This is a genomic window from Kitasatospora sp. NPDC085895 (genome assembly GCF_040702125.1).
Lineage (GTDB): Bacteria > Actinomycetota > Actinomycetes > Streptomycetales > Streptomycetaceae > Kitasatospora > Kitasatospora arboriphila.
Genome location: NZ_JBFBJY010000022.1, coordinates 17,489 through 38,874, shown reverse-complemented (window position 1 = coordinate 38,874; position 21,386 = coordinate 17,489). Strand labels below are relative to the sequence as shown.

General features: G+C 72.6%; 22 protein-coding genes and 4 pseudogenes. 17 read left to right on the top strand and 9 right to left on the bottom strand.

Going from position 1 to position 21,386, the window contains the following annotated elements; all coding sequences use genetic code 11:
- Positions 1-142: 142 nt before the first annotated feature.
- Both AB0442_RS16560 and AB0442_RS16555 read right to left on the bottom strand, forming a co-directional pair.
- Positions 143-1,323 (bottom strand): annotated as a pseudogene (locus tag AB0442_RS16560) (alcohol dehydrogenase catalytic domain-containing protein).
- Positions 1,324-1,377: 54 nt separating this feature from the next.
- Positions 1,378-2,193: an SDR family NAD(P)-dependent oxidoreductase gene (locus AB0442_RS16555; RefSeq protein ID WP_366163449.1), complete on the bottom strand. Its 816-nt coding sequence runs from the start codon at positions 2,191-2,193 to the stop codon at positions 1,378-1,380.
- An 893-nt stretch (positions 2,194-3,086) separates the two neighbouring features.
- Here AB0442_RS16555 and AB0442_RS16550 point away from each other — a divergent pair.
- The 5 genes and pseudogenes from AB0442_RS16550 to AB0442_RS16530 form a co-directional block, all read left to right on the top strand.
- The gene (locus tag AB0442_RS16550; protein WP_366163448.1) at positions 3,087-3,812 is read left to right on the top strand and encodes a hypothetical protein; all 726 of its coding nucleotides are present in this window, start codon (positions 3,087-3,089) and stop codon (positions 3,810-3,812) included.
- Between the two features lie 12 nt (positions 3,813-3,824).
- Positions 3,825-4,301 carry a phage holin family protein gene (locus AB0442_RS16545; RefSeq protein ID WP_366163447.1) on the top strand — a complete coding sequence of 159 codons (477 nt, stop codon included), beginning with the start codon at positions 3,825-3,827 and terminating at the stop codon, positions 4,299-4,301.
- Positions 4,277-4,912 carry a DUF3618 domain-containing protein gene (locus AB0442_RS16540; protein WP_366163446.1) on the top strand — a complete coding sequence of 212 codons (636 nt, stop codon included), beginning with the start codon at positions 4,277-4,279 and terminating at the stop codon, positions 4,910-4,912. Before AB0442_RS16545 ends, AB0442_RS16540 begins: the two co-directional genes overlap by 25 nt.
- A 386-nt stretch (positions 4,913-5,298) precedes the next feature.
- Entirely contained in the window at positions 5,299-5,715 is a 417-nt protein-coding gene (locus AB0442_RS16535) for a CBS domain-containing protein (RefSeq protein ID WP_366163444.1), read from the top strand.
- Between the two features lie 105 nt (positions 5,716-5,820).
- A pseudogene (locus AB0442_RS16530) lies at positions 5,821-6,299 on the top strand (Ppx/GppA family phosphatase); the annotation flags it as partial.
- 345 nt (positions 6,300-6,644) lie between these two features.
- Here AB0442_RS16530 and AB0442_RS16525 read toward each other — a convergent pair.
- Both AB0442_RS16525 and AB0442_RS16520 read right to left on the bottom strand, forming a co-directional pair.
- Positions 6,645-7,004: an STAS domain-containing protein gene (locus tag AB0442_RS16525; protein WP_366163443.1), complete on the bottom strand. Its 360-nt coding sequence runs from the start codon at positions 7,002-7,004 to the stop codon at positions 6,645-6,647.
- A gap of 471 nt (positions 7,005-7,475) precedes the next feature.
- The gene (locus tag AB0442_RS16520) at positions 7,476-7,733 is read right to left on the bottom strand and encodes a hypothetical protein (RefSeq protein WP_366163441.1); all 258 of its coding nucleotides are present in this window, start codon (positions 7,731-7,733) and stop codon (positions 7,476-7,478) included.
- Between the two features lie 838 nt (positions 7,734-8,571).
- Between AB0442_RS16520 and AB0442_RS16515 the strand changes: the two genes are divergently transcribed.
- Positions 8,572-9,261, top strand: a complete 690-nt coding sequence (locus tag AB0442_RS16515) for an ATP-binding protein (RefSeq protein ID WP_366163439.1) — start codon at positions 8,572-8,574, stop codon at positions 9,259-9,261.
- Here the strand turns inward: AB0442_RS16515 and AB0442_RS16510 are convergent.
- Positions 9,219-9,785 carry a TetR/AcrR family transcriptional regulator gene (locus AB0442_RS16510; protein WP_366163438.1) on the bottom strand — a complete coding sequence of 189 codons (567 nt, stop codon included), beginning with the start codon at positions 9,783-9,785 and terminating at the stop codon, positions 9,219-9,221. The genes AB0442_RS16515 and AB0442_RS16510 overlap by 43 nt on opposite strands.
- Before the next feature lie 69 nt (positions 9,786-9,854).
- Between AB0442_RS16510 and AB0442_RS16505 the strand changes: the two genes are divergently transcribed.
- Both AB0442_RS16505 and AB0442_RS16500 read left to right on the top strand, forming a co-directional pair.
- A complete protein-coding gene (locus tag AB0442_RS16505; protein WP_366163436.1) occupies positions 9,855-11,030 on the top strand; it encodes an FAD-dependent monooxygenase in 1,176 nt (391 codons plus the stop codon).
- Between the two features lie 128 nt (positions 11,031-11,158).
- Positions 11,159-11,896, top strand: a complete 738-nt coding sequence (locus tag AB0442_RS16500; RefSeq protein WP_366163434.1) for an SOS response-associated peptidase — start codon at positions 11,159-11,161, stop codon at positions 11,894-11,896.
- A gap of 257 nt (positions 11,897-12,153) precedes the next feature.
- Here AB0442_RS16500 and AB0442_RS16495 read toward each other — a convergent pair whose 3' ends face one another.
- A complete protein-coding gene (locus AB0442_RS16495; protein WP_366163432.1) occupies positions 12,154-12,771 on the bottom strand; it encodes a hypothetical protein in 618 nt (205 codons plus the stop codon).
- A gap of 38 nt (positions 12,772-12,809) precedes the next feature.
- Between AB0442_RS16495 and AB0442_RS16490 the strand changes: the two are divergent.
- A pseudogene (locus tag AB0442_RS16490) lies at positions 12,810-12,920 on the top strand (hypothetical protein); the annotation flags it as partial.
- 380 nt (positions 12,921-13,300) lie between these two features.
- Here the strand turns inward: AB0442_RS16490 and AB0442_RS16485 are convergent.
- On the bottom strand, positions 13,301-13,870 hold the full coding sequence (locus AB0442_RS16485) for a hypothetical protein (protein WP_366163430.1): 570 nt from the start codon (positions 13,868-13,870) through the stop codon (positions 13,301-13,303).
- A gap of 178 nt (positions 13,871-14,048) precedes the next feature.
- Between AB0442_RS16485 and AB0442_RS16480 the strand changes: the two genes are divergently transcribed.
- The 4 genes from AB0442_RS16480 (at position 14,049) to AB0442_RS16465 (ending at position 16,003) form a co-directional block, all read left to right on the top strand.
- Complete coding sequence (locus tag AB0442_RS16480) at positions 14,049-14,483, top strand: Hsp20/alpha crystallin family protein (RefSeq protein WP_366163572.1); 435 nt, start codon at positions 14,049-14,051, stop codon at positions 14,481-14,483.
- A gap of 57 nt (positions 14,484-14,540) precedes the next feature.
- Positions 14,541-14,963: an STAS domain-containing protein gene (locus tag AB0442_RS16475; RefSeq protein ID WP_366163428.1), complete on the top strand. Its 423-nt coding sequence runs from the start codon at positions 14,541-14,543 to the stop codon at positions 14,961-14,963.
- Between the two features lie 17 nt (positions 14,964-14,980).
- On the top strand, positions 14,981-15,373 hold the full coding sequence (locus tag AB0442_RS16470) for a DUF2267 domain-containing protein (protein WP_366163426.1): 393 nt from the start codon (positions 14,981-14,983) through the stop codon (positions 15,371-15,373).
- A gap of 153 nt (positions 15,374-15,526) precedes the next feature.
- Positions 15,527-16,003 carry a hypothetical protein gene (locus AB0442_RS16465; protein WP_366163424.1) on the top strand — a complete coding sequence of 159 codons (477 nt, stop codon included), beginning with the start codon at positions 15,527-15,529 and terminating at the stop codon, positions 16,001-16,003.
- A gap of 60 nt (positions 16,004-16,063) precedes the next feature.
- Here AB0442_RS16465 and AB0442_RS16460 read toward each other — a convergent pair whose 3' ends face one another.
- Positions 16,064-16,564, bottom strand: coding sequence for a J domain-containing protein (locus AB0442_RS16460; RefSeq protein WP_366163422.1), 501 nt, complete (start codon positions 16,562-16,564; stop codon positions 16,064-16,066).
- Between the two features lie 276 nt (positions 16,565-16,840).
- On the opposite strand from AB0442_RS16460, the gene dnaK reads away from it, so the two are divergent.
- The 3 genes and pseudogenes from dnaK to AB0442_RS16445 all read left to right on the top strand — a co-directional run.
- The gene (gene dnaK / locus AB0442_RS16455) at positions 16,841-18,694 is read left to right on the top strand and encodes a molecular chaperone DnaK (protein WP_366163420.1); all 1,854 of its coding nucleotides are present in this window, start codon (positions 16,841-16,843) and stop codon (positions 18,692-18,694) included.
- The gene (gene grpE, locus AB0442_RS16450; RefSeq protein WP_366163418.1) at positions 18,691-19,326 is read left to right on the top strand and encodes a nucleotide exchange factor GrpE; all 636 of its coding nucleotides are present in this window, start codon (positions 18,691-18,693) and stop codon (positions 19,324-19,326) included. The genes dnaK and grpE overlap by 4 nt, the downstream gene beginning before the upstream one ends.
- Positions 19,327-19,424: 98 nt before the next feature.
- Positions 19,425-19,523, top strand: a pseudogene (locus AB0442_RS16445) (SOS response-associated peptidase family protein); the annotation flags it as partial.
- A 1-nt stretch (position 19,524) separates the two neighbouring features.
- On the opposite strand, the gene AB0442_RS16440 reads toward AB0442_RS16445, so the two are convergent.
- On the bottom strand, positions 19,525-20,196 hold the full coding sequence (locus AB0442_RS16440; RefSeq protein WP_366163416.1) for a TetR/AcrR family transcriptional regulator: 672 nt from the start codon (positions 20,194-20,196) through the stop codon (positions 19,525-19,527).
- A gap of 151 nt (positions 20,197-20,347) precedes the next feature.
- Between AB0442_RS16440 and AB0442_RS16435 the strand changes: the two genes are divergently transcribed.
- Positions 20,348-21,301: a fumarylacetoacetate hydrolase family protein gene (locus AB0442_RS16435; protein WP_366163415.1), complete on the top strand. Its 954-nt coding sequence runs from the start codon at positions 20,348-20,350 to the stop codon at positions 21,299-21,301.
- Positions 21,302-21,386: the final 85 nt, after the last annotated feature.

Sequence of the window (21,386 nt, the reverse complement as noted above, 5' to 3'; positions counted from 1 at the left end):
CCGTGCGGGGACGGCCAAACCCGGGACACGGTCGATTGCTGACAGGGGCGGACGGTCTGTGGCCACCCGCCGACCGGCACGGCCTCACCGCCCCCGGTGCCGTGCCCGGCCGCTCTGCACGGGGTACGGCCTACAGCCGCCGTCACGGCCGGAAGAGGATCTTGACGGCGCCGTCGCCCTTGTTCTGGAACGTTTCGTAGGCGGCGGGCGCCTCGGCGAGGGGCAGGTGGTGGGTGGCCAACCCGTCCACGCCGAGGGGGTCGTCGTCGGTGAGCAGCGGCAGCAGGTCGTCGACCCGGCGGCGGACGTCGGCCTGGCCCATGCGGAGCTGGATCTGCTTGTCGAAGAGGGCGAGCAGCGGCAGCGGGTCGGTCATGCCGCCGTAGACGCCGGAGATCGAGATGGTGCCGCCGCGGCGGACCATGCCGATGGCGAGGTTCAGTGCGTGCAGGCGGTCGACGCCGACGCGGAGCATGAAGCGTTCGGCGACCGCGTCGGGCAGCAGGCCGGTGATGCGCTGGGCGGTCTGCGCGCCGGGGAGCCGTGGGCCTCCATGCCGACGGCGTCGATGACGGCGTCGGGGCCGAGGCCGTCGGTGAGGTCGCGGACCACCTGGGCGACGTCGTCGTGGTCGCGCAGGTCCAGGGTCATGACGCCGTTCCGGCGGGCGCGCTCCAGCCGTTCCGGGACGAGGTCGATGCCGATCACCTGCTGCGCTCCGCGGAGGCGCGCGATGCGGGTGCACATGTCGCCGACGGGGCCGAGGCCGAGGACGGCGAGGCTGCCGCCGTCCGGCACCGCTGCGTATTCGACGGCCTGCCAGGCAGTGGGCAGGACGTCGGAGAGGAAGACGAAGCGGTCGTCCGGCGGCCCGTCGGGCACCTTGACCGGCAGGGTGTCGCCGCACGGGACCCGCAGCAGTTCGGCCTGGCCGCCGGGGACCTGGCCGTAGAGCTTGGTGTAGCCGAACAGGGCCGCGCCGTTGCCGTACTCGGTGACCTGGGTGGTGGCGCACTGCGAGTGCAGGCCGGCGGTGCACATGCGGCAGGTGCCGCAGCTGACGTTGAAGGGAACGACGACCCGGTCGCCGGATCGGAGCTTCGTCACCTCGGGGCCGACCTCGCGGACGACGCCCATCGGTTCGTGGCCGAGGATGTCGCCCTTGTCCAGGAACGGGCCGAGGACCTCGTAGAGGTGCAGGTCCGAGCCGCACAGGCCGGTGCTGGTGATCTCGACGAGAACGTCGGTGGGGTCCTCGACCGTGGCATCGGGAACCTCGTCGACGCGGACGTCGCGCTATCCGTGCCAGGTGACTGCACGCATCGCTTGCTCCTTCGTGGTGGGGGACGGCGGTGGGCCTGCGGGTACCGGAAGCCGTCACGCGGCGTCGTCGGGACCGGGCACGCCGGAGCCCGGTTCGGCCATCCGGCGGTGGGTCCCGGCCTTGGCACTGTCGGGCAGGACCTTGTTGGCGAGACCCTGGGCCCGGGTCTTGAGCGAACCGGCGATGATCTTGTCCTTGCCGGCCATCAGGGCGTCGAACCCCTGCCGTGCGACCTGGGCGGGGTCGTCCTTGTGCCCGCTGCCGACCTTGGTGTCCTGCATGCCGGCGCGCCGGAAGAAGTCGGTGTCGGTCGGGCCGGGCATCAGGGCGGTGACGGTGACGCCGGTGTCCTTCAGCTCGTTCTGCAGGGCCTGGGCGAACGACTGGAGGAAGGACTTCGACGCGTTGTAGACGGCCTGGAAGGGGCCGGGCATGGTCGCGGCGATCGACGAGGTGATGAGGATGCGGCCCTCGTCGCGGGCGGCCATCTCGCGCAGCAGCCGTTTGGCCAGGTGCACGGTGGCGGTGATGTTGACGTCGATGATCTCGAACTCGTCGTCGAGACCGGTGTCGAGGAACGGCCCGCCCCGGCCGACACCCGCGTTGAGTGCGGCGGCATCCACGGGTCTCCCGGTCGCGGCGATGGCGGACCAGAGGGTGTCCACGCCGTGATGGGTCCGCAGGTCGGCGCGGACGTCGGTGACGGCGACGCCGTGGCCGCGCAATTCCTCGGCGGCAGCGGCGAGCCCGCCGTCCTCGGCGTTGACCAGGAGGTCGAAGCCGTGCTCGGCGAACTCGCGGGCGAGTTCGTACCCGATGCCGCTGGAGGCACCGGTCACGACCGCGAAGGGTCTGGTGGAAGTGGTCATGCCCGCGCGGCTACCCGCGCAGCCTCGGCGGAACCGGCCGCGGCGGTGACCGCATCGGATGGACGCCTCGTCGTGAGGACGCCCGGGAGCGCCGGTTGCCACAGGCGCGGGGCAGTTCGGTCACGATCGGGCCGCCCCCGCCCGCTCCGCCCTACCCGCCTCCGGCGCGGCCGCAGCGGCTGCTTCCGGACCTGCCGCGTCCGGCCTGGGCGCCCGAGGCACCTGACCTGGGGGTGCCGGCGAGGCGCACCCGGCTGCCGAGGCCGTCGGCCACCTCGTGAGCCGCGGTGCGCGACGATCCGGGGTGGGGCCCGGCGGCCCCTCCGCACAGGATCCCGTGCCGCAGGCGTACGGCGATGGCCGCCGGTTCCACTGAACGAAACGGAAACAGGTGACGTTCTGCGGCTGGTGGTCCCGCGAAGCGCGGGCGCCGGACAGCGGCGGTGCGCCGGCCGTCCCTCGGGCTCGGGGGCGGGTGGGCCACGCCACGCTTCGAAGGACGGCTGTTCGGGCGTGACCGCCGGCGGCCGGTTTGCCGGAAGGGAACCGGAAACACGCGGTGGCACGGCACCCGGCCCGCCACTCGGCCGGGGCGTCCGGTGGATGACCCGCAGTCGGTGACCCCCCTGTGCCCGACTGCGGGTCTCGTCCTGGGGGGCAGCCGGCCGGGCGCCGGGGCCGGCACCGGCGGGGCGAGGCCCCCTCGCCCCGGACCGAGCGGTCCGCAGGGACGGGAGCCGCTGTCCGACTGCCCGCGCAACGGTGTGTACGCCCGGATGCCCGGCCGGACTTTCCCACGCGGAGGTGGGGTTGGGCCGGATGCTTCGGGTAGGCGCGTGGATCCGGTCTTGAGCCGGGAGCGACTACGTGAGGAGTGACGACTCGTGGATGCCATGACAGATCGCGAAGGCCCGCAGACGCCGGCTGTCGCGGACCGAGCGGGTGAGGCCGCCACCGCGGTCGCGCAGGAAGCGTCGCAGGTGGCCGGCACCGCCAAGGACCAGGCAGGGAAGGTCGCGGGCGAGGCGCAGGAGCAGGCCCGGCAGCTCGTCGGGGGGCTGCGTGAGGAGATCGTCGGTCAGGTGCGGTCGCAGAGCGAGCGGTTGGCCCGGGGTGTTCGCGGGGCGGCCGACGACCTGGAGCGGATGGGCGGTCAGGGGGACGGGGACTCGACGGCCGCGATGGTGGTCCAGCGGCTGGCCGGTGCGGGGCACGGTATCGCCGACCGGCTGGAGCGGCAGGGGCCGCGCGGGCTGTGGGACGAGGTGGAGAACTTCGCCCGCCGCCGCCCGGGCATGTTCCTGGCGGGCGCCGCGCTGGCCGGGTTCGCGGTCAGCCGCATCGGCAAGGGCACGGCCGCCGCGAACGGCGACGCCGCCGGCGGGCCGCCGCCGGTCGAGCCCACGTCGGGCCGGGCCGTGCCCGCCACCGGCCCTCCGGCGGCCGCGCGGACGCGGTCCGCGGCTGAGGTCGGCGGAACGGTGGGGCACGCGGAGCGGTACGAATCCGACGGCGGTCCGTCCCGTCTGCCGCACGAGGTTCCGCCGCCCCCGCCCGGCCTCCACGTCTCGTCCTCGGGCGTGGGCGAGCAGGGGTCGCAGCCGGACGGGGGGCGGTGAACCGTGGCTGCCATGCCCGACCGCCCGACCCGGGGTGTGCCGCCGACCGCCCCGCCGTCCGACCGGGCGATGTCACCGAACGGCGGCCCGGACGGCGATGCCCACCGGTCCGGCGCCGGCAGCGTCGGAGAACTGGTCGGTGACATCACGCAGGATCTCGGAGGCCTGGTACGCGACGAGATCGCACTGGCGAAGGCGGAGTTGAAGGAGGAGGCCGTCAAGGCCGGCCGGGCGGGCGGTCTGCTGGCCGGCGCAGGCTACGCGGGGCATCTGCTGGTGCTCTTTCTGAGCCTGGCCGTGATGTTCGCCCTCGGCCACGCCGTCGACACGGCGTGGGCGGCGCTGATCGTGGCCGTGCTCTGGGCGGTGGCGTCGGCGGTGCTCTACGCCCGCGGCCGGGCCCGACTCAGGGACGTGCACCCGGCTCCCGAGCGCACGATCGACACCGTGAAGGAGGACGCCCGATGGGCGCGACACCCGATGAGTTGAGGGACGAGGTCGAGGCCCGCAGGGCCCACTTGGCGCACAACGTCGACCTGCTGGCCGACCGGGTGGCGCCCGGCAGGATCGCCCACCGCCGGGCGGATGCCGCCCGGCGCGGACTGACCGGTGTGAAGGAGCGTGTGATGGGGTCCGTGGACGACACCACGAGTACGGTCGAGGACATCGCCGGCCGGGTCGGGGACGGCACCGGGCAGCTCGCCGAGAGCGCCCACAACGCGGCCGGGCAACTCGCCGAGGGCGTGCAGCAGACACCCGCCGAGATCCGGCACCGCACCCGCGGCAACCCGTTGGCGGCCGGCATCATCGCCTTCGGCGCGGGCATGCTCGCCGGCACCCTGTTCCCGGCCACCCGGGTCGAGCGCCAGGCCGGCGCCCGGCTGCGCGAGCACGCGGACGACCTCACCGAACCGATCAAGCAAGCGGTCGGACAGGCCGCCCAGGAAGTGAAGGAGGACCTGCAACAGCCCGCCCGGGAGGCCGTCGACTCCGTGAGGACCACGGCCCAGGACGCCGCGCAGACCACCGCCGACCGCAGTCGGCAAGCCGTCCGGCACACCACCGACACCCTCAAACCGGATGAGGCCGCGAGCGGCTGACACGGTGCCCGACCGCCGACCCCGACGAGGAACTGCCGGTGCGGGAACCCGTCCGACAGGAGAGCGGGTCTCGGTGCAGCAGGCTCCGCCGTCCGGCGGTGGTCTCCGGCCCGGAGCTCGCGACGCCGACCCGGCGCCCCGGAGGCACGGCCGGACGCGCTGCAGCGCGTCCGGCCGTGAGGCCGGCTACCGCGCGGTCTTTCCGCACTCCGTCACGGGGGCCGGGTATGGCTTGCGCGTTCCGGGGCAGCCGAACGTCGAGAAGGACGTCCGACCGAACCGGCGCCGCTCCGATCGGCGCTTGCCGGGGGCGGGCCGCCCGCCGAGCGAGAAGGACGCCCGAGAACGGAACCGGCCCGGCCGGCACATGCAAGGAGACGATCACGATGACCACCGCCCGCGAGATCATGACCGAGGGCGCCGAGTGCATCGGCGAGCAGGAGTCCGTTCTGGACGCCGCGAAGAAGATGACCGAACTGGACGTGGGTGCCCTGCCGATCTGCGGCAGTGACGACCGGCTCAAGGGCGTCCTCACCGACCGCGACATCGTCGTCAAGGTCCTCGGAGCCGGCAAGGACCCCCAGCAGGTGAAGGCCGGAACCCTCGCGCAGGGCGAGGCCGTCACCATCGGCGCCGACGACGACGCGAGCGAGATCCTGCGCACCATGGGAGCCCACCAGGTCCGCCGCCTGCCCGTCATCGACGGCCACCGGCTGGTCGGCATCGTCGCCCTCGCCGATGTCGCCCGCGCCCTGCCCGACGCCAAGGCCGGCGACCTCCTCGAGGCCATCTCCACCGACTGACCCCCGCGCCACCGGCCCGGCGCCCACCGGTTCCCGTGCAGGCGCCGGGCCGCAACCCCGCAGTCTCCCCGAAGCGGCTCCGCAGCATGACGCCCCTTCCCCCACCCCGACATCACCACCCTCCCGCTCGGCGCCAACCGGCTCACGACGGAACTCCTCGCCGGCCACGGTCCGCCCGCTGCGGCCGAGCTGCGGGAGGTGCGCCGCCGCGTACGCCATCAGCTGCGGGACGTCGCGGACCGGATCCGCTGGGAGGGCCCGCGCTCCACCGTCGCCACCTCCCGCACCTTCCAGCAGCCGGCCCGGCTGTGCGGCGCCGCTCCGGGCCGCCACGGCCCCTTCGTCCCGCGGCGCATGCTCCGCAAGGACCTGCGCCAGGCGATCACCACCCTCGGCGCCCTGCCGGCGGCCGAACGCGCCGCTCTGCCCGGCATCTCCGCACCGCGTGCCGCGCAGAGCCCGGCCGGTGCGGTGGTCGGCCACACCGCCATGAACTCATGGGCCTGCGCCTGGTCACGGTCTGCCCGTGGGCCGTCCGGGAAGGCGTGCTGCTGCGCTGCATCGAGGACGGACCCGAATGGTGGCAGACCGTCCTCCAGGACACCCACCCCGCGACCTCTGGTGCCCGGAGCGGCGACGACGGCACCCGCACAACCAGCACCGCGGCGCCCGCCTCGCCCAGGACGTGTCTTCAGGGTGTACGGATGCCACATAGGTGCCCCCGCGCCCCTGAGTTCGACCACCCGAGCACCCTTGACGCCGAGGGCTCCGCTCCCGGTCGGGCGGCACGTTCGGTCCTGCGGACGGGACGTGTCTCCACGCCGCCCACCGCGACCTCGGGACGCACTACCGCCACGCCTTCGGACCCCGCCGAGTAGCACGGTGAATCCGTGGGCGTCCCGCGTGGGGCCTCGGCCGCCGTCGCGTGTTCAGACGGCGTCGGGTGCGGGGCCGTCGACCGGGTCGGGGGTGGTGAGGACGGTGTCGGTCTCGGTGACGCGCAGCAGGCGGCGCAGTTGGTCGGGAATGTTCGTCAGGCGCAGGGTGGTGCCCTGGCGCAGTGCGAGGCGCCGGGCCTTGAGGATCACGTTCAGGCCGGCCGAGGTGCAGAAGGTGAGCCCTTGGCAGTCGACGAGCAGGGCCTGCGGTGTGGGGAGACTGGTGAGGGCGTGCTCGAAGGCGCGCAGGAGGTCGCGGGCGGTGTCCTGATCGGCCTCGCCGCGCAGGCGCAGCAGGTCGGTGCCGGGCGTTACCCCGGAGATGTGGGTGGTGTGCAAGAGCGGGATCATGGCCCGTCCTTCGACTGGGGACCGTCGGAGCGCTGGTGACGGTGGATCTCCAGGGCTCCTACCCGCTCCCGGCCCCCTCAGCGAGATGTGCACCGGTCGGCCGGCCCCAGGACGAACGGCGACCGCCGGCCGGCGGGGTGTTGCGGCCGGGCCGCGCCGGCCCCGTCCTCACTGCCCGGAGTGCGTCGTTGAGGCCGTGCGTCCCGGACCCGGACCGCACGGGGCCCGGTCCGCGCGGATGCCGGTCGCACCGTCGGGGCTCGGCCGCAGACCTGACCGCAGCCGCTGCGCAGTCCGCGACGGCCGCGGATGTCCGGTCCCGGCGTGCCCGCACGAATGAACCCGGACCGGGCGCCGCCGCTTTCGAGGGCGCTGCGCGCTCCGGGCCGGGAGCGGTGGTTCCCGGTCGTCCCGCCGGCCGGCGGACTCGGGACGGCCGCGCAGGTTCGGCAACCCGGTGGGTCCGCCGGTTCAGCGGGCGTTGGAGCGCCAGGCATCGCGGGCGGCGCTGGTGGCGGACGCGGCCTGATGGGCGGTGCGGGAGGCCATTTCCACTGGATGGGTCTCCCAGGCGGTGGCTACCCGGCGTCCGGCGGTGACGAGGGCGATGGTGACCAGAGCCGCTCCTGCGACGCTCAGGAGGGCCCCGGCGCCGGCCATGGCGGCGCCCAGGGTGAGGCGGTGGACGTCCGGATGGAACTGCTTGGCGTGCACGTGGATGTTCGACATGCCTCCACCATGCGCGGCGCCGTTTTCCGCCGCACCCGCACCCGTACCCGCGGCCGCACCCGCACCCGTACCCGCGGCCGTACCCGCGGCCGCACCCGCGGCCGTCCGGAGCCGTGCCGCCGGGCGGCCGGCGCGGCGCCCGGGCTGCCCCGCCGGCCGATCCGCAGTCCGCCGAGCCCCGCCGGCGACGGGTGCGCCGCCTCGGGGCTCCGGGCCGTGCGCGGATCGGTGCGGGACCGGTGGGTGGGGGCGGGCCGGCGGGGTGGGGGCGGTGTACCGGCGCACGTCATCGTGGTGTTCGCCGGATGCCCGTCGGCTGTCGCCGCACTGTCTCCCGACCCCGCGCGGAAATGCTGCCCCGGCCCACCCCCTCGGGTGGAGCCAGCGGTGGGCTCGGAGGGCACGTCATGGCTGCCTACGACGGTCTTGCGCAACGGGCCGGGCCGACACCCGACATCATGATCCGCACCACCCCGGCGGGGGGAGCGGTGGTGTGCGCGTTGGCCGGGATGCTGCACGCGGAGAACCAGGAACAGGTGCGGCAGGCACTGAACGCGGCCATCGGCCGGCGCCCGGCCCTCCTGGCAGTGGACCTGTCCGCGGTGCGCATTGTTCACCTCCAGCGTGGTGAACGTGCTGCTGGTGGCCCGCCGCACCGCATGAGCGGCCGGCCCCCCGCTGGTCCTGACCGCCCCCTGCACGTGCGTGCGCCGCACCCTGGCGATCGCCGGCACCGACGGGCTGTTCCCGACCTTCCCCCCACCTCGAGCAGGCGCTGCGCCGGCGCGGCCTGTCCGCACCCTAGGGCGCCGCGGGAGCCGCTGCTGCCGTCCGGGGCATGGAACGCGCGCGACGGGGCAGACGCGAACGCCCCTCTTCGACCTGCTCGAGTACGGTCATGTGTCCATCGCTTGCCGCCACGGCCCACCGCCGCCTGGCCTTCCCGCCGGGCGAGCGCGGCGCAGCGGTGCGCCGGGGCATCGACTTCGTCCGCCGCACGCTGGCGCACTGGCGGCCCGGGACCGAGGCGGCAGCCGTGGACGACGTGCTGCTGGTGGCGGCCGAGCTGATCACCAACGCCGTCGACCACGCCGGCGGCCCGGTCGCCGTGGAGCTGTGGCTCGCCGTGCGCGGAGGGCGGCTGCGGATCGACGTCACCGACACCAGCCCGGCCGAGCCCCCGGATCCTTCCCGTCGGGCCGGGGGAGCCGCACCACCGCGGCCTGCGCATCGTCGACCACATCGCCCACGCCTGGGGCCACCGCCCCGAGGAGGTGGGCAAGACGGTCTGGGCCGAGCTCCACCTGCCGTGACCGCCGCCCGGCACGATGACACTGCAGGCGCCGTCGCGCCGGGATTCAGACGCCCTGATCGCGAAGGCCGCCGTCACCCACCGGGCCGACCGGATCCCGGAACCGGCCGCCTGCCCGGTGACGACGACTCCACCGCGCCACCAGCCGTCCTCCCCGCAGCCGGACGGCTTCGTCAGGTGGGGGGACGGAGTCCTTGCAGCAGGACGGTGAGGTAGGCATCGACGAGCTGCTGGGAAGGAGGCTGAGCGCGGGCGATCGCCAGGGCGGTTCGGCCGATCAGGCTGGTCGCGACGGCGGGATCGACGTCGGTGCGGACCGCGCCGTTCCGCTGGGCTCCTTCGACCATCTCTTCCATCACACGGGCGAGGTCGCCGCGCAGGGCGGTGGTGGTGGGCATGTTCAGGCCCCCCAGCTGGTCGCCGGCGGAGTGGTGCGCGCTCTGGAAGGCGACCAGCTCGGGGAGGAAGAGGTCCAGGGCTTGTCCGGACTCCGTCCCGGCGAGCAGGTCGCGGGCCCGCTGGACGACGGGCGCGAGCAAACCGGAGACCGCCGCGTCGAGGAGGGCGTCCTTGCCGCCGAACGTGCGCACGACGGTGGCTGCTCCCAGCCCCGCCCTTCTCGCGATCGTCTCGACGGTGAGCGGTGTGCCGGGCTCGGCCAGTAGTGCGGTTGCCGCGTCGAGTGCGAGCCGGCGGTTGCGCAGGGCGTCGGCCCGGCGGGGGGTTCCGGAGGTTGACAAGTGAAACGCGCCTTCCACATACTCTACTGGAATGCCTATTCCACTTAGAATAGCGGAAAGCAGCTGCCGATGAACGAGCGGATCCTGATCTCCGGGGGAAGCATCGCCGGTCTGGCCCTGGCGCACTGGCTGACCCGGTACGGCTTCCGGACCACGGTGGTCGAGCGGGCTCCGGCGCTGCGCACCGGCGGCAACGGGGTGGACGTGCGCGCCGGGGCCGTCGAAGTCGCCGAGCGGATGGGGATCATGTCACGGGTCCGCGAGCTGGCCGCCGATGTCCGGGGAATGAAGTTCGTCGACTCCTCGGACCGGGTCCTGGCCCGGGTCGACACGCGGGACCCGGGCTCCGTGGAGATCATGCGGGGCGACCTCGTCGCGCTGCTGGGCGAAGTGACCGACACCGAGTACCTGTTCGACGACTCCGTCCGGCGCCTGGAGCAGGACGACCGCGGCGTGCTCGTCACCTTCGAACGGGCCCCCGCCCGCCGCTTCCACCTGGTCGTCGGCGCGGACGGGATGCACTCCACCGTCCGTCGGCTCGCCTTCGGACCGGAGGCGCGGTTCGTCCGGTTCAAGGATCACTACTTCGCCTTCGCGGGCGCCGACGCCTCCCTCGGTGAGGACCGCTGGGTGACGATGTTCAACACTCCGGGCCGCATGGCCGGAATCTACCGTTCCGGGAATCATGCCCAGGCCAAGGCCTATTTCATGTTCCGTTCCGCGCCGCTGGAGTACGACCACCGGGATGTCACGGAGCACAAGCACCTGATCAGCGAGCGGTTCGCCGGTGACAGGTCATGGCGGATCCAGGAACTCCTCGACTCCGCTCTCACCGACCCGGAGTTCTACTTCGACGCCCTGGGCCAGGTCAGGATGGACTCCTGGCACAACGGCCGCGTCGCGCTGGTCGGGGACGCCGCCTGGTGCGCGTCGCCCGCATCGGGCGCCGGCGCGGAACTGGCCCTGGTCGGCGCCTACCGCCTGGCGGGGGAGCTGGCTGCCGCGGACGGCGACCACCTGGCCGCCTTCCCCCGCTACCACACCGTCCACCGCCCGCTGGTCGACCGGAAGCAGCGGATCGGGCCCAACGTCCGCATCATGATCCCCGGGACCGCCGGCGGCCGGTTCGTCCGCGACGCCTTCGCCCGCCTCCCGCTCATGAACGCGATCGGCGCACTGGACCGCCGCCTGCAGGCGAGGAACGCCGCAGCCCTGCCGGACTACTCCCGGCCCCGACGGCCGTAGCCGGCCACCACATCCCGCGAACCGGCCGGCCGGCACCCCGCGGTCGTGCCCGTTCCCGCGTGGGCCCTGCCTGCGAAACGCCGCGCCGGTGCGCCCGGTTGTCGGTGCCCGGTGGCACAGTGGGGAAGATGTGCGGCAGGTACGTCTCCACCAGCAGTCCCCAGGACCTCGTCGGCCTGTTCAACGTGGCCCACTGGGATCCTGCCGAGACGCTGCAGCCCGACTACAACGTCGCCCCGACCAAGGACGTCTGGACGGTGCTGGAGCGCCTCGACAAGGAGACCGGCGAGATCCGGCGCCAGCTCCGCGCCCTGCGCTGGGGCCTGGTGCCGTCCTGGGCGAAGGACCCTTCGGTCGGCGCCCGCATGATCAACGCCCGGGTCGAGACCGTCCACGAGAAGCCCGCCTACCGGCGCGCCTTCGCCTCCCGCCGCTGCCTGCTCCCCGCCGACGGCTTCTACGAGTGGACGCCGTTGCCGGCCGCCGAGGGCGCGAAGCCCCGCAAGCAGCCCTACTTCATCGCCCCCGCGGACGGCTCCCTGATGGCGATGGCGGGCCTGTACGAGTTCTGGCACGACAAGACCCGGCCCGCCGGTGACCCCGCCGCCTGGCTCGCCACCGTCACCGTCATCACCACCGAAGCCACCGACGCCGCCGGCCGCATCCACGACCGCATGCCGCTCACCATCGGCCCCGCGGACGCCGACGCGTGGCTCGACCCCGCCCGCACCGACCCCGACGAACTCCGCGCCCTGCTCCACACCCCCGCCGACGGCCGGCTCACCGCCACCCCCGTCTCCACCGCCGTGAACAACGTCCGCAACAACGGCCCCCAGCTCCTGGAACCCGTCCCGGAACCGGCATGACCTTGCAACTTCCAAGAGCCCTGTCGGAGTCGGCAGGGACGGTTCCGCCCCGTGGACGCCGAAGACCTCGATCACCGTGAACGCACCATCGCCGACGGGTGGATTCCCCCGGATCCCGTCTCCCGCCTGGTGGAGTTCGGCCACATCGACGAGGTGGAGCTGAAGGCCCGCGACGGCGACTGGTTCTGCCTCCGGACGTGGGTACGGATCCTCGAAGACCGGGGCCGGCGCGACGAAGCCCCGGAAATGCTCGCCCCCTACCTCGCCACGGGCTGGTGGAAGGCCGCCGAAGCCACAGCCGATCTGCTGCAGCGCTCTGGACAGACGAGGACGCTCCCGCCCTCATCCGCCCGGATGCAGAGGCCCAGCACCACACCGCCCTCCGGTACGTCGCCCGACTCCGCACTCGCAACAGCCGCGGCACGGAGGCGTTCGACCTGCTGAAGCCTCACATCACCGAATGGTTCCTCGCGGCCGCCTTCGTCGAAGCCGCCGCCGGCACGGGCCGCGACGAGGCGATCGCCCCGCTGCGCACCCGCGAGACCACATCGGTCAACAACCGCGACCAGCTCGCTGACCTCCTGGCCGGCCACCGCCGGCTCGACGAACTGCGGCGGTACGCCGCGACCGAGGACCACGGCCACGCGGTGCAGCGCCTCGCCGAGATCCTCGAGGAGCGTGGCGACGTGGAACCTGCGATCCGGGCCCACCGTGAACCGGGGAATCCGGTCGTTCGCCCTGTCAACGCGGCGGTGCCGCTCATCCAGCTCCTCCTGCACCACGGCCGGGGCGGTGGGGCGATCCACGTGATGCCGGCCCTGGCTGAGGAGTTCGGCGCCGACGACTGGATCGTCCACACGCTCTGCGACCTCCACGCCGACCACGGCCGTCCGAAGCAGACGGCTCGTACGCAGTGGTTGCCGTCGCGGGCCTGCTGGTCGACGCAGGACGCCCGGCGGAGGCCATCGCACTCCTGGAGCAACATCCGACCGTGCGCCGGACTCTCGCGGAACACCTGATCAACCTCGGCCGGATCAAGGAAGCCGTAGCGGTTCTTCACCGGCCCTCACCCTCCACTCAACGGCCTCGACCGTTCGGACCGTGGTGGAGCGACGGCGGGGGCGCCTGCCCGCCGCGAACCGATATCCCGCCTGGCCCGCCGCGGCACGATCACCGGCGGCGGTGGTCGTCGGGTGTCAGGCGCGGCCCGAATCGCGCTGCGCGCGCGCCGCGGATGAGGCGGCGGACCCGGTGGCGGTGGCCGGCGAAGGGCGCGAGGAGTTCGAGCATCTCCTCGTCCGTCCCTCGGGTCCTCCCGGCGAGCGCCCGGGCGACGGCGTTCGACAGGTGCAGGTCGCCGATCGACAGTGCTGGGGCTGCTGTCCAGGGAGCCGGATCCGCCTGTCAGGTGCGGTGTTGGTCGCTGTCGCGGCGGAGCTGGTCGGCGTGGCGGACGAGGGCGTCGATCCGGGCGGCGAGGTCCGGCCGTCCGGCGGCGAGGTGCGCGGCGAGCGCCGCGAGCGGCTCGAGCAACAGCGATGCGTCGTCCGCGCCGAGCGCGGCGCGCAGGGTCGCGAGGTGACGGCGGGTTCCGTAGGCGGTGGTGTCGAGGGCGGCGATCTGGCTGGCGAGGCCGCGCAGCGTGGTGGGGTTGGCGCGGGCCCAGGCGGTGACGCTGCGCTCGGCGGCGCGGCGGTCGCGTTCGGCCCGCACCCGCTGGTCCTGCGTCGTTCCGGGAGAGGCCGCGCTGTGCCGGGTGCGCAGATAGCGGCGTTCGGCGGCCTGCCGGCTGCCCACACCGAGCGGCCCGGACAGATCCTCCCAGGTGGCGCCGGCACCCCGTGCGGTCTCGATGAAGTGCGGCTCCCATTGGTCGAGCGCCTGTCGCAGCTGCCGCATCACCGCGAGGGCGTGCAGGGTACGGTCCGCCGGATCGGCCGCGGCGTCGGGGCTTGCGGTGACGGCATCGGCCATGGCCGCCAGGGCGGTCAGCAGCGGCCGTGGCCCCTCATCCCCGGTGGCCGGTGTCCTGGGCGCCGATGCCGTCACGGTCCACTCACAGGGCCTTGTCATCCGATAGACGACATGCTACAAGGTTTGTGGACGATACGTTCCGGTTGTTCCGCACCCGGACCGTGTGGAGGTGTTCACGATGCTGATGCGCACCGATCCGTTCCGTGAGTTCGACCGCCTCACCCAGCAGCTCCTCGGCACGACCGGCACCTGGTCGCGGCCGTCGGCGATGCCGATGGACGCCTACCGGTCCGGCGACGAGTACCTCGTCGTCTTCGACCTGCCGGGCGTGACCCCGGAGGCGGTGGACATCGACGTCGAGCAGAACGTGCTGACGGTCAAGGCTGAGCGCCGCCCGGTCGCCAAGGGTGACGACATCGAGATGGAGGTCTCCGAGCGGCCGCTGGGCGTCTTCTCCCGGCAGCTGTTCCTCGGCGACACCCTGGACACCGACAACATCCGCGCCGAGTACGAGGCCGGTGTGCTCACGCTGCACATCCCGGTCACCCAGAAGGCCAAGTCCCGCAAGATCGGAGTCGCCGGTGTCTCCGACCGCAAGGAGATCCGGTCCTGACGCGGTGAGCCGCCGGTCGGCGGGGAGGACAGGTGGACTCGAAGGGAGGGATGAGCGATGGCCGCCATCTGCGTCCCGGAGTGGCTCCCGGCCGAGGGTGCGGGTTTCCGCGGCACCCGCACCGCGGCTGCCCCGTCTTCCGGGGAGGCCGCGGTGCCGCCGTCCCAACCGGACGGCGGAGTCACCGTGGTGACGGCGCACGGGGAGATCGACATCGCCACGGCCGACGCGCTGCGGGCCCGACTGGTGGCCGCACTCTCCCGCCACGGGCACGTCGCCGTCGACCTCGCCGAGGTGACCTTCATCGACTGCGGGGGCCTGCGCGCCCTGACCGGGGCCCACCACGTCGCTGCACGCACCGGGCGGCGCCTGACCCTGCGCACTCCGAGTCCGCCCGTCACGCGGCTGCTCGCGCTCACCCGGCTGGATCGCGAACTCGCCGTCGAACCCGAAACCGGGAGCACCACTCCCGCGCAGTGATGAGGAGGGTCTTGGCCATGGGCGTCCCCCGCGACGACGTCCTGGACCGGGTTGCCGAACGCAGCGGCATCCTGGAGGAGCGGCGCAGGGAACATCTGGTCCGGGTTGTCCTCGGGCTCCTCGGGGAGCACCTGGTCGGCGCCGATCGGCTCGACCTGGCGGGATGCCTACCCGAGGAGTACGCCGCCATCGTGCGCGACGCGTCGGCGGCGGACCGGCCGCTGGCCGGCGACCGGTTCGCCACCGCCGTCGCCGCATGGACCGACGCCACGGACGACGGCGCGTTGCGCGGTGTCAGCACCGTGCTCGGTGGCGCCGCCGAGCACGGCAGCGAGGAGCTGACCCGACGTCTGATGCTCCGGCTGCCCGCCGACCACGGCATCCTGTTCGGCTTCCCGCAGCGGACCTGACCCGCGGGGTTCCCGCGGGGACCGCGGAGCCGAGGCGACACGGTTGCACGCCGCCGTGCTCACGGCCCCGCGCTCGCCCCCGGACAGCTCGGCCCAACCTGCAACAGCGGTGACGGGGCCCGTGGGTCCCACGGAACGAAAGGAGAGGGAGCGATGGCGGAGCTGATCGTCGACGGCGACGCGCTGGTGGTCCACCTCGGGTGGTGGGAGCGGGCGGTCGTGCGGCGCCGACAGGTGCGGGTGCCGCTGGAGGCCGTGTCCAGGATCCGTATCCGTCCGGAACCGTTGCGGGCCGTGCGGGGCGTTCGTGAACGCGGCCTGCTGGTGCCCGGCCTGCTGTGTGCGGGTGTGTGGCGCCATCCCGGCGGGCGGGACTTCGTCTCGGTGCGCTTGCGCCAGGACGCGGCGGTGTGTGTCGAGCTGCGCGACCCTGCACCGTTCGCCCGCATCATCGCCACAACGGCCTACCCGCAGCAGACGGTGGCCGCCCTTCGGACCGCGGAGAGCCGGGCGGCCGCGGCCGGCGCCCAGGCACAGGCCGACGCCCAGGCACAGACCGACGGGACCGGGCGCGGTAAACCCGGCCGGCCAGTGCGTGTACCGCCGCGCGGCCGGCTCCAGCCCGTGTGAGGCGCCGGGATCAGGCGATCAGTCGGGGCCAGGTTCGGGCCGGGTGGAGGCTGTCCTGTGTCAGGGCCACGGGTCGATGTCCCCCAGGTGCCACAGCATCCGCCGGGCGAGATCGACGGGCTGGGCGGCGGCCTCGGGAACCACCACCCGGACCGGGCCGACCCGTAGGTCGGGGCCGGGCGGCCACGGCCCGATCCGGCCGAAGTCCTCGGGACCGGGGTGCTCGGCAGCGATGAACCGGGGCTCGGTGTGGTGGACCCGCACCGGCACGCTCCGGGACGACGGGCGATCCGGGCCGGCTGGAGGCGTGACGGACGGCTCCGCCGTCGGGCGGCGATGGAGCCGGGCGTCGTAGGCGGCCCGCCGATCGGGATCCCGGAGCACCTCGTAGGCCGCGAACACCTCGCCGAGCCGTTCCGCCGACGGCGGTTGCGCGGGACGGCCGTCAGGGTGCAGCACGCGCACCAGCGCACGGTAGGCCGCGGTGATCTGGCGCGCGGACGCCGAGGGATCCACCCCGAGCACGGCGTAATGATCAGGCCGGGCTCCTTGCGCTGCCACGGGACGCTCACCTCCTCGGCACCGACGCACCAACCCACGGGCGCGATCTCCGGAGAACCGAATCCTCTATGTCACCTGCCTAGAACCAAGACGGACACCTGTCAAGGTGCCGGGTGTCGCTCATGGCGCCCAGCCGGCGCGCACCGGACCCGCAAGCCGATCGCGACACCCGGAACGGAACGACGGGCAGCACATACTTGACATAAGTCAACTCAAGTTTTATGCCTCTTCATAGAGCAATCTCTGAGATGAAGGGACTTGGAAAGGAGGTCGGAGATGTCACGCGCGGTCGGTATTGACCTGGGAACGACGAACTCGGTGGTGTGCGTCCTGGAGGGCGGTGAACCGTCCGTCATCACCAACGCCGAGGGCGCGCGCACGACCCCGTCCGTGGTGGCGTTCGGCAAGGGCGGGGAGGTGCTGGTCGGCGAGGTCGCCAAGCGCCAGGCGGTGACCAACGTGGACCGCACTGCTCGCTCGGTCAAGCGGTACATGGGTGAGAGCGACTGGCGCTTCCCCGAGCACGAGAGTGTGGACGGCAAGCGGTACACCGCGCAGGAGATCTCCGCGCGGGTGCTGCAGAAGCTCAAGCGGGACGCCGAGGCGTACCTGGGCGAGGACGTCACGGACGCAGTGATCACCGTCCCGGCGTACTTCAACGACGCCCAGCGCACCGCGACCAAGGAGGCGGGCGAGATCGCCGGGCTGAGGGTGGCGCGGATCATCAACGAGCCCACCGCGGCTGCCCTGGCGTACGGGCTGGACAAGGAGAGCGACCAGACGGTGCTGGTCTTCGACCTCGGCGGTGGCACGTTCGACGTGTCGCTGCTGGAGATCGGCGAGGGCGTGGTGGAGGTGAAGTCCACCTCCGGTGACACCCACCTGGGCGGCGACGACTGGGACCAACGGATCGTCGACCACCTGGTCAAGCAGTTCAAGAACGGCTACGGCATCGACCTGGCCAAGGACAGGATGGCCGCGCAGCGGCTGCGCGAGGCCGCCGAGAAGGCCAAGATCGAGCTGTCCGCGGCGACCGAGACGACGATCAACCTCCCGTACATCACCGCCTCTGCCGAGGGTGCGCTGCACCTGGACGAGAAGCTCACCCGGGCCCAGTTCCAGCGGCTGACGGCCGACCTGCTGGAGCGGTGCAAGGGCCCGTTCCACAGCGCGGTCAAGGACGCGAAGATCAAGGTCTCGGACATCGACCACGTCATTCTGGTCGGCGGCTCGACCAGGATGCCGGCCGTGACCGACATGGTGAAGGAGCTGACCGGCAAGGACCCGCACAAGGGCGTCAACCCGGACGAGGTCGTCGCCGTCGGCGCCGCGCTCCAGGCCGGTGTGCTGAAGGGCGAGGTCAAGGACGTCCTGCTGCTCGACGTCACCCCGCTGTCCCTGGGCATCGAGACCAAGGGCGGCATCATGACCAAGCTGATCGAGCGCAACACCACGATCCCGACCAGGCGGTCCGAGGTGTTCACCACGGCCGAGGACAACCAGCCCTCGGTCACCGTGCAGGTCTACCAGGGCGAGCGCGAGATCGCCGCCTACAACAAGAAGCTCGGCATGTTCGAGCTGAGCGGCATCGCACCGGCCCCGAGGGGCCTGCCGCAGATCGAGGTCACCTTCGACATCGACGCCAACGGCATCATGCACGTGGCCGCGAAGGACCTCGGCACCGGCAAGGAACAGAAGATGACCGTCACCGGCGGCTCCTCGCTGCCGAAGGACGACATCGACCGCATGATCCGCGACGCCGAACAGCACGCCCAGGAGGACCGGCGACGCAAGGAGGCCGCCGAGACCCGCAACCAGGGCGAGCAGCTCGTCCACTCGACCGAGAAGCTGATCACCGACAACGCCGACAAGATCCCCGCCGATGTGAGGTCCGAGGTCGAGACGGCTTTGGCGGAGTTGAAGGAGGAACTCAAGGGCGACGCCACCGCCGCGATTCGCACCGCCATCGAGCGGACGGCCACCGCCGCGCAGAAGATCGGCACCGCCCTGTACTCCCAGGCCGGCGGCCCGCAGGCGGCAGCCGGCACCGGCCCGACGCAAGGTGGAGAGGAGGAGGTCGTCGACGCGGAGATCGTCGACGACGAGGAACGCAAGGGAGGCACCGGATGAGCCCGTGCACCGGAGGCGGGCAGAGCGACAAGCCGCCGATCGTCATCCACGACCGGCGGCGCATCGACCCGGTCACCCTCCAACCCAGACACCCCGACCCCGACACCGAGGAACACCCAGGACGCGGCACCGTCCTGGAGCAACCGGATACGGCGGGGACGCTGGAGAAGCAAATCGCCGAGCGCACAGCGGACCTGCAACGTCTCAAGGCCGAGTACGACAACTACCGCAAACGCACCCAGCGCGAACGATCGCAGCTCCGCGAGGCCACCGTCGCGGAAGTCCTCACAGGACTGGTACCCGTCCTCGACGATCTCGACCGGGCACGGGAACACGGCGAGCTCACCGGCCCACTCCGGGCCATCGCCAACACCCTGACCTCCCATCTCACCGGCCTCGGCATCGAATCCTTCGGCACACCGGGAGAACTCTTCGACCCCACCCGCCACGAAGCGGTCGCCCACCAGGAGTCCCCGGACGTCGACCGGCCCACCTGCTCGCAGATCGTGCGCCCCGGCTACCGGCTCGGACAGCGACTCCTGCGCCCGGCCCAGGTCACGGTCAGCGCGCCGACCCCGGCGCAAGATCGAGGTGCTGAGCCTTCGGGGCCCGCCGACCCGGAACCGGGCTGATCACGCAGGACGGACGGGGAACGACACACCACCGGTCGGCCGGCCGCGCGCCCCGTGCCTGTCATGGCCAGCAGCGAAGCGACAGGGGAAAGCGAGCCTGGGCGAAGGACCCCTCGGTCGGCGCCCGCATGATCAACGCCCGGGTCGAGACCGTCCACGAGAAGCCCGCCTACCGGCGCGCCTTCGCCTCCCGCCGTGTCAGGTCCGGGGCGGCGGTGGCAGGGGCCGGGTGGCGACGGCCCGTGCTTCGGCGCGCGTCATGCCGAACATGTGCAGCAGGCGGAAGGCCAGTTGGTCGGAAACATGCTCGGCATCGAGGTCCGGTCGGGTCTCCAGCAGGTGGAGCACTCCGAGCAGGGCGCCGCCGACCATGGCCACGGAAGTGCGCGGGTCGTCGATGTCCAGCCGTCCGCTGTCGGCGGCGGCCCGTAGATCCCGCATCGCCCGAGGTGCCAAGCCTTCGTCCGAGGTGAGATAGGGCATGCCTGTGCGGACGAGAATCCTGGCGATCTGCGGGTGGGTGCGCTGCAGCCGACCGGTCAGGCGGACGCTGGCGGCGAAGATCTCCGCGGGGTCCTCGAGGTCTCCCGCCACGGACTCCAGGAGTTCGCCGTGTTGCTCAAGGGTCAGGGCGACGGCGGCGTCGAACAGCTCGTCCTTGCTGGTGAAGTGGTTGTAGAAGGAGCCGAAGCCGACGTCCGCCGCCTCGGTGATCTCCTGGATGCTCACGTCGGTCCTCCCTTGCTCGGCGAGGAACCCCTGCGCGGCGGCGATCAGCGCGGCCCGGGTGAGCGCCTTGCGCCGGTCCAGGCGGTTGGGTGCGCGGCTGGGAGTCCGGCTGTCGGCCTTGCTCTGTCGGTCGGTACTCATCCCTCCATCCTATCCTGTGAATCAGTCCTGATTTTTTCATCAACACTGATGACTGTTGACGATTCTTCCATCTGGACTGATTCTTTCATCACTGCTGACTGGAGCTGCTCGAGTAGTCCGGTCGGCGCCCGTCCAGGACTCAGGAGAGCCGATGAGTATCCAGGTCGTCCGCACCGCAGACGGCTGGTGGGTGGAGAGCGGCACAGGACGGCTGCACCACGTCGACACCGACGCGAACACCACCGCCGGCCTGCTCGCCGACCGTTCCGCCGTGCAGCAGGCGGCTGCCCGTGCCGCGGCTGCCCCCGGTGCCGGGCCCTCCGCTCAGGAGGCGGAGTTGCTGTCGCCCGTCACCACCCCCTGCCGGGTGGTGGCGCAAATGGTCAACTACCGTTCCCATGCGGTGGATTCCGGGTTCGACCCGGACACCGTCCAGCCCGCGTTCTTCCGCAAGGCCTCCGGGTCCGTCAGCGGCCCCTACCAGGACATCGTCCGGCCGCCGCACGTGCGGTTCCTCGACTACGAGGTGGAGCTCGGGCTGGTGATGGGCGCGAACCTGCCGGTCGGCACCGAGGTCACCGACGCCACCCTGGCGGAGTACGTCGCCGCGTTGGTGGTCGCCGACGACGTCAGCGCGCGTGACCTGCAGTTGCCCAAGACGCAGTTCTACGAGTCCAAGTCGTACCCGACCTTCACTCCGCTCGGGCCCCGGCTGCTCCTGGTCGATGCCGACGATCTGGCCCGCCTGCCGGACCTGCGGCTCACGCTGAAGGTCAACGGGGCCGCGAGGCAGGACCGCACCACCACGGACATGATCGTCAGACCCGCGCGTGCCCTCAGCCTTCTGGCCCGCTTCCAGAACCTGCAGCCCGGTGACGTCCTGCTCACCGGAACCCCCGGCGGCACCGCCCTCAAGTCTCCGGGCAGGCTCCTGACCACGCTTGCCGCCCTGCTGCCCCCGCACAAGCGCTGGCAGAAGTTCTTCGCCCGCCAACTGGCGAACCCCGACTACCTCAAGGACGGCGATGCCGTCACGGCCCGTATCGCCACCGATGACGGCGTCATCGATCTCGGCGAGCAGCGCACGGTGGTGCGCGCCCGCTGACGACTCCCGGGACCCGCCCGGCCCGGCATCCCTGGACGGAGGCCGGCCACCTGACCCCCCTCTCCCTCACCCTACAAAGGCGCAC